The sequence below is a fragment of the Citrobacter sp. wls827 genome (assembly GCF_005280875.1).
Classification (GTDB): Bacteria; Pseudomonadota; Gammaproteobacteria; order Enterobacterales; family Enterobacteriaceae; genus Citrobacter; species Citrobacter youngae.
Window position 1 is genome coordinate 10,793 of the sequence record NZ_SZWR01000010.1, and the last position, 14,304, is coordinate 25,096.

Sequence of the window (14,304 nt, forward strand, 5' to 3'; positions counted from 1 at the left end):
TTAGTAAAAAATCCTCACCGCACAATACACCAACAGTAATGCCAGAATGATATTCAACTGCCGACCGTAACGGCGAAAGATGCGCTGAAAAATATGGCCCGCCAGCGCCCAACAGGCATTCCCGAAGGTGCCGATGAGCGCCAGCAGAATACTCACTCCAATCAACCAGTGCGCGTCCTGTGTATATGGCAATACAAATGTGGATAACGCGGTAATGCCGTACAAAATGATTTTGACGTTCACAAACTGCAAACCAAAACTCGCCCAAAAGCTAATCGGTTCCGCCTGCAGCCTATCGTTTGAGGCTGGGCTGGTGGCGATTTTCAGCGCCAGCCATAAAATGTAGGCTGCCCCTGCCCAACTCAGCCAATGAATAATAGCCGGATCCAGGACGGCCAGCGAAAACGAGATCCCGGCGCACAGCAGCATGACGATTAAAAAGCCCAGACTCATTCCGGCCAGAACACGCGTGCTTTGACGTAAGCCATGTGATGTCGCCGCACTCAGCGCGAGGATATTATTCGGGCCGGGTGTTAGCGCAGTAATCAGTGTATAGGTCCAGAATGCATTTAAAAGCATGGGTGTCACTTGTTATCTCCTCTGTTTTAGCAGACAGTACCCGAGATATAAGATTTAAAAAAATGAATGTTTTTGTATTTTGAATTCGATAATTTCGATAGGTTGGTGAGGATGGATTTACGTCGGTTTATTACGTTAAAAACGGTAGTGGAAGAGGGCTCATTCCTTCGGGCTTCACAAAAGCTTTGCTGTACGCAATCAACCGTAACGTTTCATATTCAACAGCTTGAACAAGAACTCTCAGTACAGCTATTCGAAAAAATTGGCCGGCGGATGTGTCTCACCAGTGAGGGCAAACGGCTGATGCCGCATATACATGACCTGACGCGTGTGATGGCATCGATCCGTCAGACGGTGCAACAAGATGCACAACCGAGCGGCGATCTCCGCGTCGCAACCGGAGAAACGTTACTGGCCTATAAAATGCCGCAGGTTTTACAGCGCTTTAAACAACGCGCTCCCAATGTTCGGTTGTCCCTACAGTCGCTCAATTGTTATGTCATTCGTGATGCCCTGCTGGACGATGAGGTTGATCTGGGGGTGTTTTATCGGGTTGGGAATGATGAGGCGCTTGAGATGCTGTCACTGGGTGAACAGTCACTGGCGCTGGTCGCCTCTCCGGCTCTTCAGGATGTTGATTTCACTCAGCATAATCAGCATATTCCCTGCAGTTTTATCATTAATGAACCGCAATGTATTTTTAGACAGCGTTTTGAAAGTCTGCTGCGTAAGCGGCAGATAACGCTGGAAAATACTATTGAGCTATGGAGTATCGAAAGCATCAAGCAATGCGTCTCTGCGAATCTTGGTGTCAGTTTTTTACCGCGGTTTACCGTTGAGAAGGAATTACACTCAGGAGAATTAATCGAGTTGCCGTTCAGTGAAAAGCCTGAACGGATTACCGCATTGTGCGCACATCATGCCGGAAAAGTCGTTAGCCCAGCGATACGGGTTTTTATGGAATGTATTACAGAGAGCTTTGCTGCGCATGAAAAAATGCCGGGCTAAACGGCCCGGCATTCGGTTTACTCTTTGTCGGACTGCTGGGTAGCAGCTCCGCTCGGCTTACGACGTTTGCCGATATTTTTGGCGTCGCGGTGACGTTTTTTCACCCGCGGCTTCTCTTTCTCTTTCGCTTTTTTCTCGGCGCGCTTCGCCAGCACTTTCTTGGATGGCTTACCGTTGGATTTCTCACTTGGCGCGCGCGTGGTTGGACGCAGTTCGTCGATGACGCGTGCTTTCAGCGGCTCGTCAATATAGCGGCTCGCTTTGCCGAGCAGCAGGTGGTCATGCGCTTCAACCAAAGAGATTGCAGTACCTTTACGCCCGGCACGACCGGTACGACCAATGCGGTGCAGATAGGCATCGCCACTGCGCGGCATGTCGAAGTTAAACACGTGGCTGACGTCAGGAATATCGATCCCGCGAGCGGCAACGTCGGTGGCTACCAGCACGTTCACGCGACCATCGGTCAGGCGTTTGATCGCTTCGTTACGTTTGTTCTGCACCATCTCGCCTTCGAGATAGCAGTTATTAATGCCTGCCTGGCGCAGCCAGCCAGCCAGCTCGTGCACACGTTCGCGTTTGCGTACAAAGACAATTGAGCGGGTCGCTTCCGGCTGTTTTAACAGATGGATCAGCAGGGCAGTTTTGTGCTCGATATCATCGGCACGGTAGTAAAACTGATGGATCTTCTTGCGTTCGCGGGTGGACGGATCTGCCGAGACTTCGACAGGATCTTCCAGCAGACGCTCGGCAAAATCTTTGATCGCATCGCCTTCCAGGGTGGCGGAGAACAGCATCGTTTGCTTACGCCAGCGGGTTTCACCGGCGATATGTTCGATGTCCTGGGCAAAGCCCATGTCCAGCATACGGTCTGCTTCATCGAGGATCAGCGTTTCAACTGCATGGCAGTCGAAGTTCTCTTCTTTAATGTATTGCAGCAGACGACCCGTGGTGGCGACCACGATGTCCTGGTTTTCGCTAAAGACTTCCATGTGGTTCATGTAAGCCACGCCGCCGGTAATGGTGGCAATATCCAGATGCGTATTTTTGGCCAATTCACGGGCGTGTTCGGCAACCTGCATCGCCAGTTCGCGCGTCGGTGTCAGGATTAAAATGCGCGGTGGACCTGATTTCTTGCGCGGGAAGTCGAGCAAGTGCTGCAACGCTGGCAGCAAATATGCCGCCGTTTTACCGGTGCCTGTCGGCGCAGAACCGAGTACATCACGGCCATCGAGCGCAGGCGGAATGGCGGCAGCCTGAATGGCGGTCGGGCGAGTGAAACCTTTTTCCTGGAGGGCTTCCAGCAGGCTTTCATCGAGTTCAAGTTCGGAAAAAGTCGTTACAGTCATGTTCTACCTCTGAGTGGGGCGCTGATTATAGACGTTACGGCTGCAATCTTCATCTGTTTGTATGGATATACCTTCTCAGGTATTGTTTTTATCCTATGTTATCGTTTTTTTTCCAGGAAGGTTGTTCTTCATGCCCCAGTCTACATCCGTACTTAGACGTAATGGATTTACTTTTAAGCAGTTTTTTGTGGCACACGATCGTTGTGCAATGAAAGTCGGAACGGACGGCATTTTATTGGGGGCCTGGGCCCCCGTTGCGGGCGTAAAGCGGATCCTGGATATTGGTACCGGGAGCGGCCTGCTGGCGCTGATGCTGGCCCAGCGCACTGATGAAAACGTCATCATTGACGCCGTGGAGCTTGATGTCGACGCCGCGCAGCAGGCGCAGGAGAACATCGCGCAATCTCCGTGGATGCATCGTGTGAACGTGCATACGGAAGATGCCCAGCAGTGGATACCGCGCCAGACCGTGCGTTTTGATTTGATAATCAGCAATCCTCCCTATTATGAACAGGGCGTGGAATGTGCTACGCCGCAGCGCGAGCAGGCACGCTACACCACCACGCTCGATCATCAGGCATTGCTTACGCTGGCGGCGGACAGCATTACGGAAGAAGGCTTTTTTTGTGTAGTGCTACCGGAGCAGATTGGTAACGCATTTACTCAGCAGGCACTTGGCATGGGCTGGCATCTGCGATTGCGCACAGATGTAGCAGAAACCGAGGCCCGTCTACCGCATCGGGTATTGCTGGCATTCTCCCCGCAGGCCGGGGAGTGCTTTAGCGACAGGTTGGTTATCCGTGGGCCAGACCAACGTTACTCTGAAGGTTATACGGCGCTGACCCAGGCATTCTATCTGTTTATGTGATGACTGAGCGGCGAGAGAATTGACGGGCCCGCCTCTGGAAGCTGTTCTGGATAATCCAGCGTGTAGTGCAGGCCCCGACTCTCTTTGCGCATCATCGCGCAGCGGACAATCAGCTCGGCAACCTGCACCAGATTGCGCAGCTCCAGTAGGTTGTTCGACACACGGAAATGGGCGTAATACTCGTCGATTTCCTGTTGCAGCATGGTGATACGGCGCAGGGCGCGCTCCAGACGTTTAGTGGTGCGCACGATGCCGACGTAATCCCACATAAACAGCCGCAGCTCATGCCAGTTATGCTGAATGACAACCAACTCATCCGGGTTTTCTACCCGGCTTTCATCCCAACCCGGGAGCGAGTTAACGCCGCGGGCATAAGGCATTCTGCGGTCAATATCTTCCGCCGCAGACCAGCCATACACCAGACACTCCAGCAGCGAGTTCGACGCCATGCGGTTGGCGCCATGCAGGCCGGTATAACTCACTTCGCCGATCGCATACAGCCCGTCGACATCTGTACGACCAAAGTCATCAACCATCACACCGCCGCAGGTATAGTGCGCAGCAGGAACGATGGGGACCGGCTCTTTGGTCAGATCGATGCCCAGTCCCAGCAATTTTTCGTAAATCATCGGGAAATGCTGACGAACAAACTCTTCGGGCTTATGGCTGATGTCGAGGAACATACAGTCAGCGCCGAGGCGCTTCATTTCGTGGTCGATGGCACGGGCGACAATATCACGTGGGGCCAGCTCGCCGCGCTTGTCAAAGTCGGGCATAAAGCGTGAGCCATCCGGGCGTTTCAGGTGTGCGCCTTCGCCGCGCAGCGCTTCAGTCAGCAGAAAATTGCGCGCCTGTGGATGATACAGCGCGGTTGGGTGAAATTGGTTAAATTCCAGATTGGCGACGCGGCATCCTGCGCGCCAGGCCATCGCAATACCGTCGCCCGAAGAAATATCCGGATTGGTGGTGTATTGATACACTTTAGAAGCGCCGCCAGTGGCCAACACTACCGACTTCGCATGGCAGGTCTCAACGGCTTCTTTATTACGATTCCAGATCCAGGCTCCGACAACCCGACGTGTTCCCGGCAGGCCAATTTTATCAGAGACAATCAGGTCCACGGCGTTACTGCGCTCCAGTACCCGAATATTCGGATGACTTTGCGCCTGGCTGACCAATGTGGTTTCGACCTCTTTACCAGTGGCATCTGCCGCATGCAGGATTCGTCGATGGCTATGGCCGCCTTCTCGGGTCAGATGATAGCTCTCTTCGCCATTGGGTTGAACCTGAGTATCAAATAAGACGCCTTGATCAATTAGCCACTGGACACACGAGCGGGCGTTACTGGCTACAAACTCAACGGCATGACGATCGCAAAGACCGGCCCCTGCAATCAGCGTGTCTTCAACGTGGGAGTCAATGCTGTCGGTTTCATCGAAAACAGCGGCGATGCCACCCTGAGCATAAAATGTCGAGCCTTCACTAACTGGCCCTTTGCTCAGGACAATGACCTGATGTTTTTCAGCCAGGCGTAGCGCCAGTGAGAGTCCGGCAGCCCCGCTGCCAATGATCAGCACGTCACAGGATAATTCGGGAGTCGTATTCATGATTTTTGTTTAATTTACTAAACATTGTTCGTTCACCATAGCATCATACTGCGCGATGCTGCACGTTTTATTTTCAACTGTGTTGCAATGGCTAAACACAGGGGGAGGGTATGTGGATGAGTGAAAGAGCAAAAATATTTTGTGAAGCAGGCCGTTAGCATCAGATTATGAGGTGAAATAAAGTGGCTGTTGGGTTACTCTGCTGGCGGTGAAATGGGCATTTCTATACAGATAGTGCGTTGATCGGGTTATGTAGACTTATAATGAGAGATAAGACCTGTCTACAACATGACAAACAAAAACAAATGCGTAACGGAACTTTACGAAACTTGAGCACTCTAAGCTTTTGCTTGCTCATAGTGAAGCTTATGGAGTGGCGTTTCGAAAGCGCGTGGAAATTTGGTTTGGGGAGACTTTACCTCGGATGAGCGAGCAGTTAACGGACCAGGTCCTGGTTGAACGGGTCCAGAAGGGAGATCAGAAAGCCTTTAACTTACTGGTGGTTCGCTACCAGCATAAAGTGGCGAGTCTGGTTTCCCGCTATGTACCGTCGGGCGATGTTCCCGATGTTGTACAAGAAGCATTTATCAAGGCCTATCGTGCGCTGGACTCGTTCCGGGGAGATAGTGCTTTTTATACCTGGCTGTATCGTATTGCAGTCAATACAGCGAAGAATTACCTGGTCGCTCAGGGGCGTCGTCCACCTTCCAGTGATATAGATGCGATAGAAGCAGAAAATTACGAAAGTGGCGGTGCGCTGAAAGAAATTTCGAACCCTGAGAACTTAATGTTGTCAGAAGAACTGAGACAGATAGTTTTCCGAACTATTGAGTCCCTCCCGGAAGATTTACGCATGGCAATAACCTTGCGGGAGCTGGATGGCCTGAGCTATGAAGAGATAGCCGCTATCATGGATTGTCCGGTGGGTACGGTGCGTTCACGTATCTTCCGAGCGAGGGAAGCTATTGATAATAAAGTTCAACCGCTTATCAGGCGTTGACGATAGCGGGATACTGGAAAAGGTATTAGGCATGCAGAAAGAAAAACTTTCCGCTTTAATGGATGGCGAAACGCTGGACACTGAGTTGCTCAAAGAGTTGGCTCATGACCCGGAAATGCAAAAAACCTGGGAGAGTTATCACCTGATTCGCGATTCCATGCGAGGTGATACCGCCGACGTTCTCCATTTCGATATTTCCGACCGCGTAATGGCTGCTATCGCAGATGAGCCAGTACGTCAGGCGGTGCCATTGATCCCTGAGGCCCAGCCAGCACCGCATCAGTGGCAGAAAATGCCATTCTGGAAGAAAATGCGTCCGTGGGCCGCGCAGCTTACCCAAATGGGTGTGGCCGCGTGTGTATCACTTGCAGTTATTGTTGGCGTCCAGCACTATAATGGACAATCTGAAACGTCCCAGCAGCCCGAAACGCCGGTATTTAATACATTACCGATGATGGGGAAAGCCAGTCCGGTGAGCCTGGGTGTACCTTCTGACGCGACTGCCAGCGGCGGTCAGCAACAGCAGGTACAGGAGCAGCGTCGTCGTATTAATGCCATGTTGCAGGATTACGAACTGCAACGTCGACTGCACTCCGAACAGCTTCAGTTTGAGCAGGCGCAAACACAGCAAGCCGCTGTCCAGGTGCCAGGAATTCAAACTTTAGGAACGCAATCGCAGTAATGAAGCAACTTTGGTTTGCCATGTCACTTGTGGCTGGTAGCCTGTTCTTCTCTGTAAACGCCTCGGCCAATCCTGCGTCCGGGGCGTTGTTGCAGCAGATGAATCTGGCCAGCCAGTCGCTCACCTATGAGCTGTCATTTGTCAGCATCAATAAGCAGGGCGTTGAATCCCTACGTTATCGCCATGCCCGCCAGGACAACCGCCCTCTTGCACAGTTGTTGCAAATGGATGGACCGCGTCGGGAAGTGGTGCAACGTGGCAATGAAATCAGTTACTTTGAGCCAGGACTCGAACCGTTCACGCTGAATGGCGACTATATTGTTGATTCTCTGCCATCCCTGATTTACACCGATTTTAAACGTCTTGCACCCTACTATGATTTTATCGCGGTAGGACGCACGCGTATTGCCGACCGACTCTGTGAAGTTATCCGCGTGGTAGCGCGTGACGGTACGCGTTACAGCTACATCGTCTGGATGGACACCGAAACCAAGCTGCCAATGCGTGTCGATCTCCTCGATCGGGATGGCGAAACGCTTGAACAATTCCGCGTTATCGCCTTTACCGTCAATAACGGGGTTAGCGACAGCATGCAGACGCTGGCGAAAGCAAACCTTCCGCCGTTACTGTCAGTTCCTGCGGGGGAGAAAACGAACTTCAACTGGAGTCCATCGTGGTTACCGCAAGGCTTCAGCGAGGTTTCCAGCAGTCGACGCCCGCTGCCGACAATGGATAACATGCCGATTGAATCGCGCCTGTATTCTGATGGCCTGTTCAGTTTTTCTGTGAACGTGAACCGCGCGTCGCAAAACAGCGCCGATCAACTGCTGCGTACCGGACGTCGAACGGTCAGTACTACCGTGCGGGATAATGCCGAAATCACCATTGTGGGCGAGCTCCCGCCGCAAACGGCAAAGCGTATCGCGGATAATATTAAGTTCAGGGCCGCGCAATGATTAAAGAATGGGCAACAGTCGTCTCCTGGCAAAATGGCCTGGCGACGGTCAGCTGCGATGTTAAAGCATCGTGTAGCAGCTGCGCGTCGCGGACTGGATGCGGCAGTCGTGTGCTGAACAAACTGGGGCCGCAAACAACGCATACTATCGTGGTACCCAGCGATGAACCGCTGACGCCTGGGCAGAAAGTTGAACTGGGTATTGCCGAAGGGAGCCTGTTAGGCTCGGCGATGCTGGTTTATATGTCTCCGCTGGCGGGACTCTTTATTTTTGCTGCGCTGTTTCAGGTGCTGTTTGGCAGCGATATCGCCGCACTCAGCGGGGCGATACTGGGCGGTGTGGGGGGATTCCTGATTGCGCGAGGATATTCCCGTAAGCTTGCTGAGCGTGAAGCCTGGCAGCCGGTTATTCTCAACGTAGCTCTCTCGCCCGATCTGATTCGTGTTGAAACCCCGCAGTGATATCTTTGCCTGATGGCGCTGCGCTTATCAGGCCTACAGCGTCCTCAGATGCAAAGGTAGGCCGGATAAGGCGTTTATGCCGCCATCCGGCAAAAGTTTCACTGACTTTGCAAAGTTGTTTCCAGTTCCCGCTATCCTTGCTCTATGAACATTTCCTCGCCTCAGCGATGTAGTGTAGAATGCGGCGTTTCACTAAAACAGACGTTAAGCTCAGAACAGCGACTTCTCAGAGCCTGCCCAGGCAGGCGTAAGGCACAATAATTACACTATATGAAGAACATACGTAACTTTTCAATCATAGCTCACATCGACCACGGTAAATCGACGCTGTCTGACCGTATTATCCAGATCTGCGGTGGCCTGTCTGACCGTGAAATGGAAGCGCAGGTTCTCGACTCGATGGATCTTGAGCGTGAGCGCGGTATTACTATCAAAGCGCAGAGCGTGACGCTCGATTTCAAAGCATCTGATGGTGAAACCTACCAGCTTAACTTTATCGACACCCCGGGCCACGTTGACTTCTCTTATGAAGTTTCACGCTCGCTTGCCGCCTGTGAAGGCGCACTGCTGGTGGTTGATGCCGGGCAGGGTGTTGAAGCGCAAACACTGGCTAACTGCTATACCGCCATGGAAATGGATCTGGAAGTAGTGCCAGTACTGAACAAAATTGACCTGCCAGCCGCCGATCCAGAGCGTGTGGCGGAAGAGATTGAAGATATCGTCGGTATCGATGCGGCTGACGCTGTCCGTTGCTCGGCGAAAACCGGTGTTGGCGTGACCGACGTTCTTGAACGTCTGGTGCGTGATATTCCGCCACCAGAAGGCGACCCGGAAGGCCCGTTACAGGCGCTTATCATCGACTCCTGGTTCGACAACTATCTCGGTGTGGTCTCGCTGGTGCGTATTAAAAACGGTACCATGCGTAAAGGCGACAAAATCAAAGTGATGAGTACCGGTCAGGTCTACAACGCAGATCGCCTGGGTATCTTTACGCCGAAACAGGTTGACCGTACAGAACTGAAGTGTGGCGAGGTAGGTTGGTTAGTTTGCGCCATTAAAGACATCCTCGGCGCGCCGGTAGGCGATACCCTGACGCTGGCTCGCAACCCGGCAGATAAACCCCTGCCTGGCTTTAAAAAAGTGAAGCCGCAGGTATATGCGGGTCTGTTCCCGGTCAGCTCCGACGACTACGAAAACTTCCGTGATGCGCTTGGTAAGCTGAGCCTCAACGATGCTTCCCTGTTCTACGAACCGGAAAGTTCTACCGCGCTGGGCTTCGGTTTCCGCTGTGGCTTCCTGGGGCTGCTGCACATGGAGATCATTCAGGAGCGTCTGGAACGTGAATACGATCTGGATCTGATCACCACTGCGCCGACCGTAGTTTATGAAGTGGAAACCACGGCGAAAGAGACTATCTACGTCGACAGCCCGTCCAAACTGCCGCCGCTGAATAACATTTACGAACTGCGCGAGCCGATTGCTGAATGTCATATGCTGCTGCCGCAGGCATACCTCGGCAACGTTATTACGCTGTGTATCGAGAAGCGTGGTGTACAGACCAACATGGTTTACCACGGTAACCAGGTTGCGTTGACCTATGAAATTCCAATGGCGGAAGTGGTCCTCGACTTCTTCGACCGTCTGAAGTCGACTTCTCGCGGCTATGCGTCGCTGGATTATAACTTCAAACGTTTCCAGGCCTCCGACATGGTACGTGTTGATGTTCTCATCAACAACGAACGCGTCGATGCACTGGCGCTGATTACCCACCGCGATAACTCCCAGAGCCGTGGCCGTGAACTGGTCGAGAAGATGAAAGATCTGATCCCTCGCCAGCAGTTCGATATCGCAATTCAGGCGGCCATTGGTACGCACATCATTGCGCGTTCAACGGTTAAGCAACTGCGTAAAAACGTTCTGGCTAAGTGCTACGGTGGCGATATCAGCCGTAAGAAAAAGCTGCTGCAAAAACAGAAAGAGGGTAAAAAGCGAATGAAGCAGATCGGTAACGTCGAACTGCCGCAGGAAGCCTTCCTCGCTATTCTGCATGTCGGTAAAGACAGCAAATAATCTTAAGGAGTTGGCATGGCGAACATGTTTGCCCTGATTCTGGTGATTGCCACACTGGTGACGGGCATTTTATGGTGCGTAGATAAGTTTGTCTTCGCGCCAAAACGCCGGGAGCGCCAGGCTGCGGCACAGGCCGCTGCAGGCGATTCACTGGATAAAGCAACGCTGAAAAAAGTTGCCCCTAAGCCGGGTTGGCTGGAAACCGGTGCGTCCGTTTTCCCGGTACTGGCTATTGTGCTGGTGGTGCGTTCATTTATTTATGAACCGTTCCAGATCCCGTCGGGTTCGATGATGCCAACACTGTTGATTGGTGATTTTATTCTGGTAGAGAAATTTGCCTACGGAATTAAAGATCCGATTTATCAGAAAACGTTGATCGAAACTGGCCACCCGAAACGCGGTGATATCGTGGTATTTAAATACCCGGAAGATCCGCGTCTGGACTACATCAAACGCGCTGTCGGTTTACCGGGAGACAAAGTGACGTACGATCCGGTGGCGAAAGAGGTGACGATTCAGCCAGGATGCAGTTCTGGTCAGGCTTGTGAAAACGCGCTGCCGGTAACGTACTCTGATGTTCAGCCAAGTGATTTTGTGCAGACGTTTGCTCGCCGCAACGGCGGGGAAGCGACCAGCGGTTTCTTTGAAGTTCCGCTGAACGAAACGAAAGACAACGGTATTCGCCTGACCGAGCGTAAAGAAACGCTGGGTGAGGTAACTCACCGCATTCTGATGGTGCCAATCGCGCAGGATCAGGTGGGGATGTATTACCGTCAGCCGGGTCAGCAGTTAGCCACCTGGATCGTTCCACCGGGGCATTACTTCATGATGGGCGATAACCGTGACAACAGCGCGGACAGCCGTTACTGGGGATTTGTACCGGAAGCGAATCTGGTAGGTAAAGCGACCGCAATCTGGATGAGTTTCGACAAACAAGAAGGTGAGTGGCCAACCGGTGTTCGTTTGAGCCGCATTGGCGGCATCCACTAATTGCTGATAATGGTTCACGCTGTCGTCTTAATAACGACAGCGTGAATTATTTCTCGGATTAATTCCCTCAGACTAACGACATCCCTTGTCGTTGTGTATAGAATATTCCCCCGAAGTTTTAGGTTGGCACCGTCAGGTTGCCACGGCACACGAAACAGCATTGGTCTCTCTAATGACGGGTGTATATCAGGTCTGTTTCGTGTGCTGAATTGTTGACGCATTCATTTATTGGTATCGCATGAATCCCATCGTAATTAATCGGCTTCAACGGAAGCTGGGCTACACTTTTAATCATCAGGAGCTGTTGCAGCAGGCATTAACTCACCGTAGTGCCAGCAGCAAACATAACGAGCGTTTAGAATTTTTAGGCGACTCTATTTTGAGCTTTGTTATTGCGAATGCGCTGTATCACCGTTTCCCTCGAGTGGACGAAGGTGACATGAGCCGCATGCGCGCCACGCTGGTGCGTGGAAATACGCTGGCTGAATTAGCCCGTGAATTTGACCTCGGTGAATGTTTACGCCTGGGACCGGGCGAGCTGAAAAGCGGCGGTTTTCGTCGCGAATCAATTCTGGCCGATACCGTCGAAGCGTTGATCGGCGGCGTCTTCCTCGACAGCGATATTCAAACCGTTGAGCAATTAATCCTGAACTGGTATCAAACGCGTCTGGACGAAATTAGCCCTGGCGATAAACAAAAAGATCCGAAAACGCGCCTGCAGGAATATTTGCAGGGTCGCCACCTGCCGCTGCCGTCTTATCTGGTAGTGCAGGTTCGTGGTGAAGCACACGATCAAGAATTTACTATCCACTGCCAGGTCAGCGGCCTGAGTGAACCGGTGGTTGGCACAGGTTCGAGCCGTCGTAAGGCTGAGCAGGCTGCCGCCGAACAGGCGTTGAAAAAACTGGAGCTGGAATGAGCATCGATACAACTTACTGCGGATTTATTGCCATCGTCGGTCGCCCGAACGTCGGCAAATCCACCCTGTTGAATAATCTGCTTGGGCAGAAGATTTCCATTACCTCACGTAAAGCTCAGACAACACGTCACCGTATTGTTGGCATCCATACTGAAGGCGCGTATCAGGCGATTTATGTTGATACTCCGGGCCTGCATATGGAAGAGAAACGTGCCATCAACCGCCTGATGAACAAAGCGGCGAGCAGCTCGATCGGTGATGTTGAACTGGTTATTTTCGTTGTGGAAGGCACCCGCTGGACGCCGGACGACGAAATGGTGCTTAATAAGCTGCGCGACGGTAAAGCGCCGGTAATTCTGGCCGTGAACAAAGTAGACAACGTTCAGGAAAAAGCCGATCTGCTGCCGCACCTGCAGTTCCTGGCAAGCCAGATGAACTTCCTCGATATCGTCCCGATCTCTGCCGAGACCGGTCTGAATGTCGATACCGTTGCGGGCATCGTACGTAAGCATCTGCCGGAAGCTATCCATCACTTCCCGGAAGATTACATCACTGACCGTTCTCAGCGTTTTATGGCTTCTGAAATCATCCGCGAAAAGCTGATGCGTTTTCTGGGGGCTGAACTGCCGTATTCCGTTACTGTGGAAATTGAGCGTTTTATCTCCAACGAGCGCGGTGGTTACGATATTAACGGTCTGATCCTCGTTGAACGTGAAGGGCAGAAAAAGATGGTTATTGGCAACAAAGGGGCCAAAATCAAAACCATCGGCATCGAAGCGCGTAAAGACATGCAGGAGATGTTCGAAGCGCCCGTTCACCTCGAACTGTGGGTGAAAGTGAAATCTGGCTGGGCCGATGACGAACGCGCGCTGCGTAGCCTCGGTTACGGCGACGACGTCTAAACCTATCTTCTGAAACACGGCGAGTATATGGAAGGATGGCAACGAGCCTTTGTCTTGCATAGTCGCCCCTGGAGCGAAACCAGTCTCGTGCTGGACGTCTTCACGGAAGAGTCGGGTCGCGTGCGCCTGGTGGCTAAAGGCGCACGTTCCAAACGTTCTAATCTCAAAGGCGCACTCCAGCCTTTTACCCCGTTGTTACTTCGCTTTGGCGGCCGCGGTGAGGTCAAAACCCTGCGTAGCGCTGAAGCCGTTTCTCTGGCGCTCCCTCTTAGCGGTATCACGCTGTACAGCGGCTTGTATATCAACGAACTTATCTCCCGCGTCCTCGAGTACGAGACCCGTTTTTCTGAACTCTTTTTCGATTATCTGAATTGTATCCAGGCGCTGGCTGGTGCGACGGGTTCGCCAGAGCCTGCGCTGCGTCGCTTTGAGCTGGCCTTACTTGGACATCTGGGGTACGGCGTCGATTTTACCCATTGTGCGGGCAGCGGCGAGCCGGTAGACGACACCATGACCTATCGTTACCGGGAAGAAAAAGGGTTTATCGCCAGCGTAGTGATCGATAATTCCACTTTTACCGGACGCCATCTCAAAGCGCTTGAGTCACGTGAATTTCCCGATGTCGATACGTTACGCGCCGCGAAACGCTTTACCCGCATGGCGTTAAAGCCGTATCTTGGTGGTAAGCCGTTAAAAAGCCGGGAACTGTTCCGGCAATTTATGCCAAAACGCGCGGTAAAAACAAATAATGATTAACGAGGATTGTCATGGCTGAATTACTGTTAGGCGTCAATATTGACCACATTGCCACGTTACGTAATGCACGCGGCACCGCATACCCGGATCCGGTTCAGGCGGCGTTTATCGTTGAGCAGGCGGGCGCGGACGGTATTACCGTACACCTGCGTGAAGACCG

The 14,304-nt window shown here is 52.3% G+C and carries 16 protein-coding genes; 13 read left to right on the top strand and 3 right to left on the bottom strand.

Going from position 1 to position 14,304, the window contains the following annotated elements:
• On the bottom strand, positions 1-588 hold the full coding sequence (gene eamB, locus FDX03_RS03445; protein ID WP_137345481.1) for a cysteine/O-acetylserine transporter: 588 nt from the start codon (positions 586-588) through the stop codon (positions 1-3).
• Between the two features lie 102 nt (positions 589-690).
• Here eamB and FDX03_RS03450 point away from each other — a divergent pair, with 102 nt between their 5' ends.
• Positions 691-1,587, top strand: a complete 897-nt coding sequence (locus FDX03_RS03450) for a LysR family transcriptional regulator (RefSeq protein ID WP_115601644.1) — start codon at positions 691-693, stop codon at positions 1,585-1,587.
• Positions 1,588-1,604: 17 nt separating this feature from the next.
• On the opposite strand, the gene srmB is transcribed toward FDX03_RS03450, so the two are convergent.
• Positions 1,605-2,933 carry an ATP-dependent RNA helicase SrmB gene (gene srmB, locus FDX03_RS03455; protein WP_061068367.1) on the bottom strand — a complete coding sequence of 443 codons (1,329 nt, stop codon included), beginning with the start codon at positions 2,931-2,933 and terminating at the stop codon, positions 1,605-1,607.
• A gap of 130 nt (positions 2,934-3,063) precedes the next feature.
• On the opposite strand from srmB, the gene trmN reads away from it, so the two are divergent.
• Positions 3,064-3,801, top strand: a complete 738-nt coding sequence (gene trmN, locus FDX03_RS03460; RefSeq protein ID WP_124022089.1) for a tRNA(1)(Val) (adenine(37)-N(6))-methyltransferase TrmN — start codon at positions 3,064-3,066, stop codon at positions 3,799-3,801.
• Here trmN and nadB read toward each other — a convergent pair.
• Positions 3,786-5,408, bottom strand: a complete 1,623-nt coding sequence (gene nadB / locus FDX03_RS03465) for an L-aspartate oxidase (RefSeq protein ID WP_048210884.1) — start codon at positions 5,406-5,408, stop codon at positions 3,786-3,788. The genes trmN and nadB overlap by 16 nt on opposite strands.
• Before the next feature lie 263 nt (positions 5,409-5,671).
• Here nadB and rseD point away from each other — a divergent pair, with 263 nt between their 5' ends.
• From rseD to FDX03_RS22970, 11 genes are all read left to right on the top strand, one after another.
• Positions 5,672-5,836 (top strand): rpoE leader peptide RseD, encoded by a 165-nt coding sequence (gene rseD, locus FDX03_RS03470; protein ID WP_124022090.1) that lies wholly within the window; start codon positions 5,672-5,674, stop codon positions 5,834-5,836.
• Positions 5,833-6,408 (top strand): RNA polymerase sigma factor RpoE, encoded by a 576-nt coding sequence (gene rpoE, locus FDX03_RS03475; RefSeq protein WP_003037573.1) that lies wholly within the window; start codon positions 5,833-5,835, stop codon positions 6,406-6,408. The genes rseD and rpoE overlap by 4 nt, the downstream gene beginning before the upstream one ends.
• Before the next feature lie 31 nt (positions 6,409-6,439).
• Complete coding sequence (gene rseA, locus FDX03_RS03480) at positions 6,440-7,090, top strand: anti-sigma-E factor RseA (RefSeq protein WP_005130332.1); 651 nt, start codon at positions 6,440-6,442, stop codon at positions 7,088-7,090.
• Complete coding sequence (rseB, locus tag FDX03_RS03485; RefSeq protein ID WP_048210886.1) at positions 7,090-8,046, top strand: sigma-E factor regulatory protein RseB; 957 nt, start codon at positions 7,090-7,092, stop codon at positions 8,044-8,046. Before rseA ends, rseB begins: the two co-directional genes overlap by 1 nt.
• Positions 8,043-8,507 carry a SoxR-reducing system protein RseC gene (gene rseC / locus FDX03_RS03490; RefSeq protein ID WP_115643035.1) on the top strand — a complete coding sequence of 155 codons (465 nt, stop codon included), beginning with the start codon at positions 8,043-8,045 and terminating at the stop codon, positions 8,505-8,507. The genes rseB and rseC overlap by 4 nt, the downstream gene beginning before the upstream one ends.
• A gap of 270 nt (positions 8,508-8,777) precedes the next feature.
• A complete protein-coding gene (gene lepA / locus FDX03_RS03495) occupies positions 8,778-10,577 on the top strand; it encodes a translation elongation factor 4 (RefSeq protein ID WP_005130327.1) in 1,800 nt (599 codons plus the stop codon).
• Positions 10,578-10,592: 15 nt separating this feature from the next.
• Positions 10,593-11,567 carry a signal peptidase I gene (gene lepB / locus FDX03_RS03500; protein ID WP_048210888.1) on the top strand — a complete coding sequence of 325 codons (975 nt, stop codon included), beginning with the start codon at positions 10,593-10,595 and terminating at the stop codon, positions 11,565-11,567.
• Between the two features lie 238 nt (positions 11,568-11,805).
• Positions 11,806-12,486, top strand: a complete 681-nt coding sequence (gene rnc / locus FDX03_RS03505) for a ribonuclease III (protein WP_003037579.1) — start codon at positions 11,806-11,808, stop codon at positions 12,484-12,486.
• A complete protein-coding gene (gene era / locus FDX03_RS03510) occupies positions 12,483-13,388 on the top strand; it encodes a GTPase Era (RefSeq protein WP_005130325.1) in 906 nt (301 codons plus the stop codon). Before rnc ends, era begins: the two co-directional genes overlap by 4 nt.
• A gap of 27 nt (positions 13,389-13,415) precedes the next feature.
• Positions 13,416-14,144, top strand: coding sequence for a DNA repair protein RecO (gene recO, locus FDX03_RS03515; protein WP_061068364.1), 729 nt, complete (start codon positions 13,416-13,418; stop codon positions 14,142-14,144).
• 11 nt (positions 14,145-14,155) lie between these two features.
• Positions 14,156-14,304: pyridoxine 5'-phosphate synthase (locus tag FDX03_RS22970; protein WP_249357004.1), on the top strand; the 149-nt coding region annotated here is incomplete at its 3' end.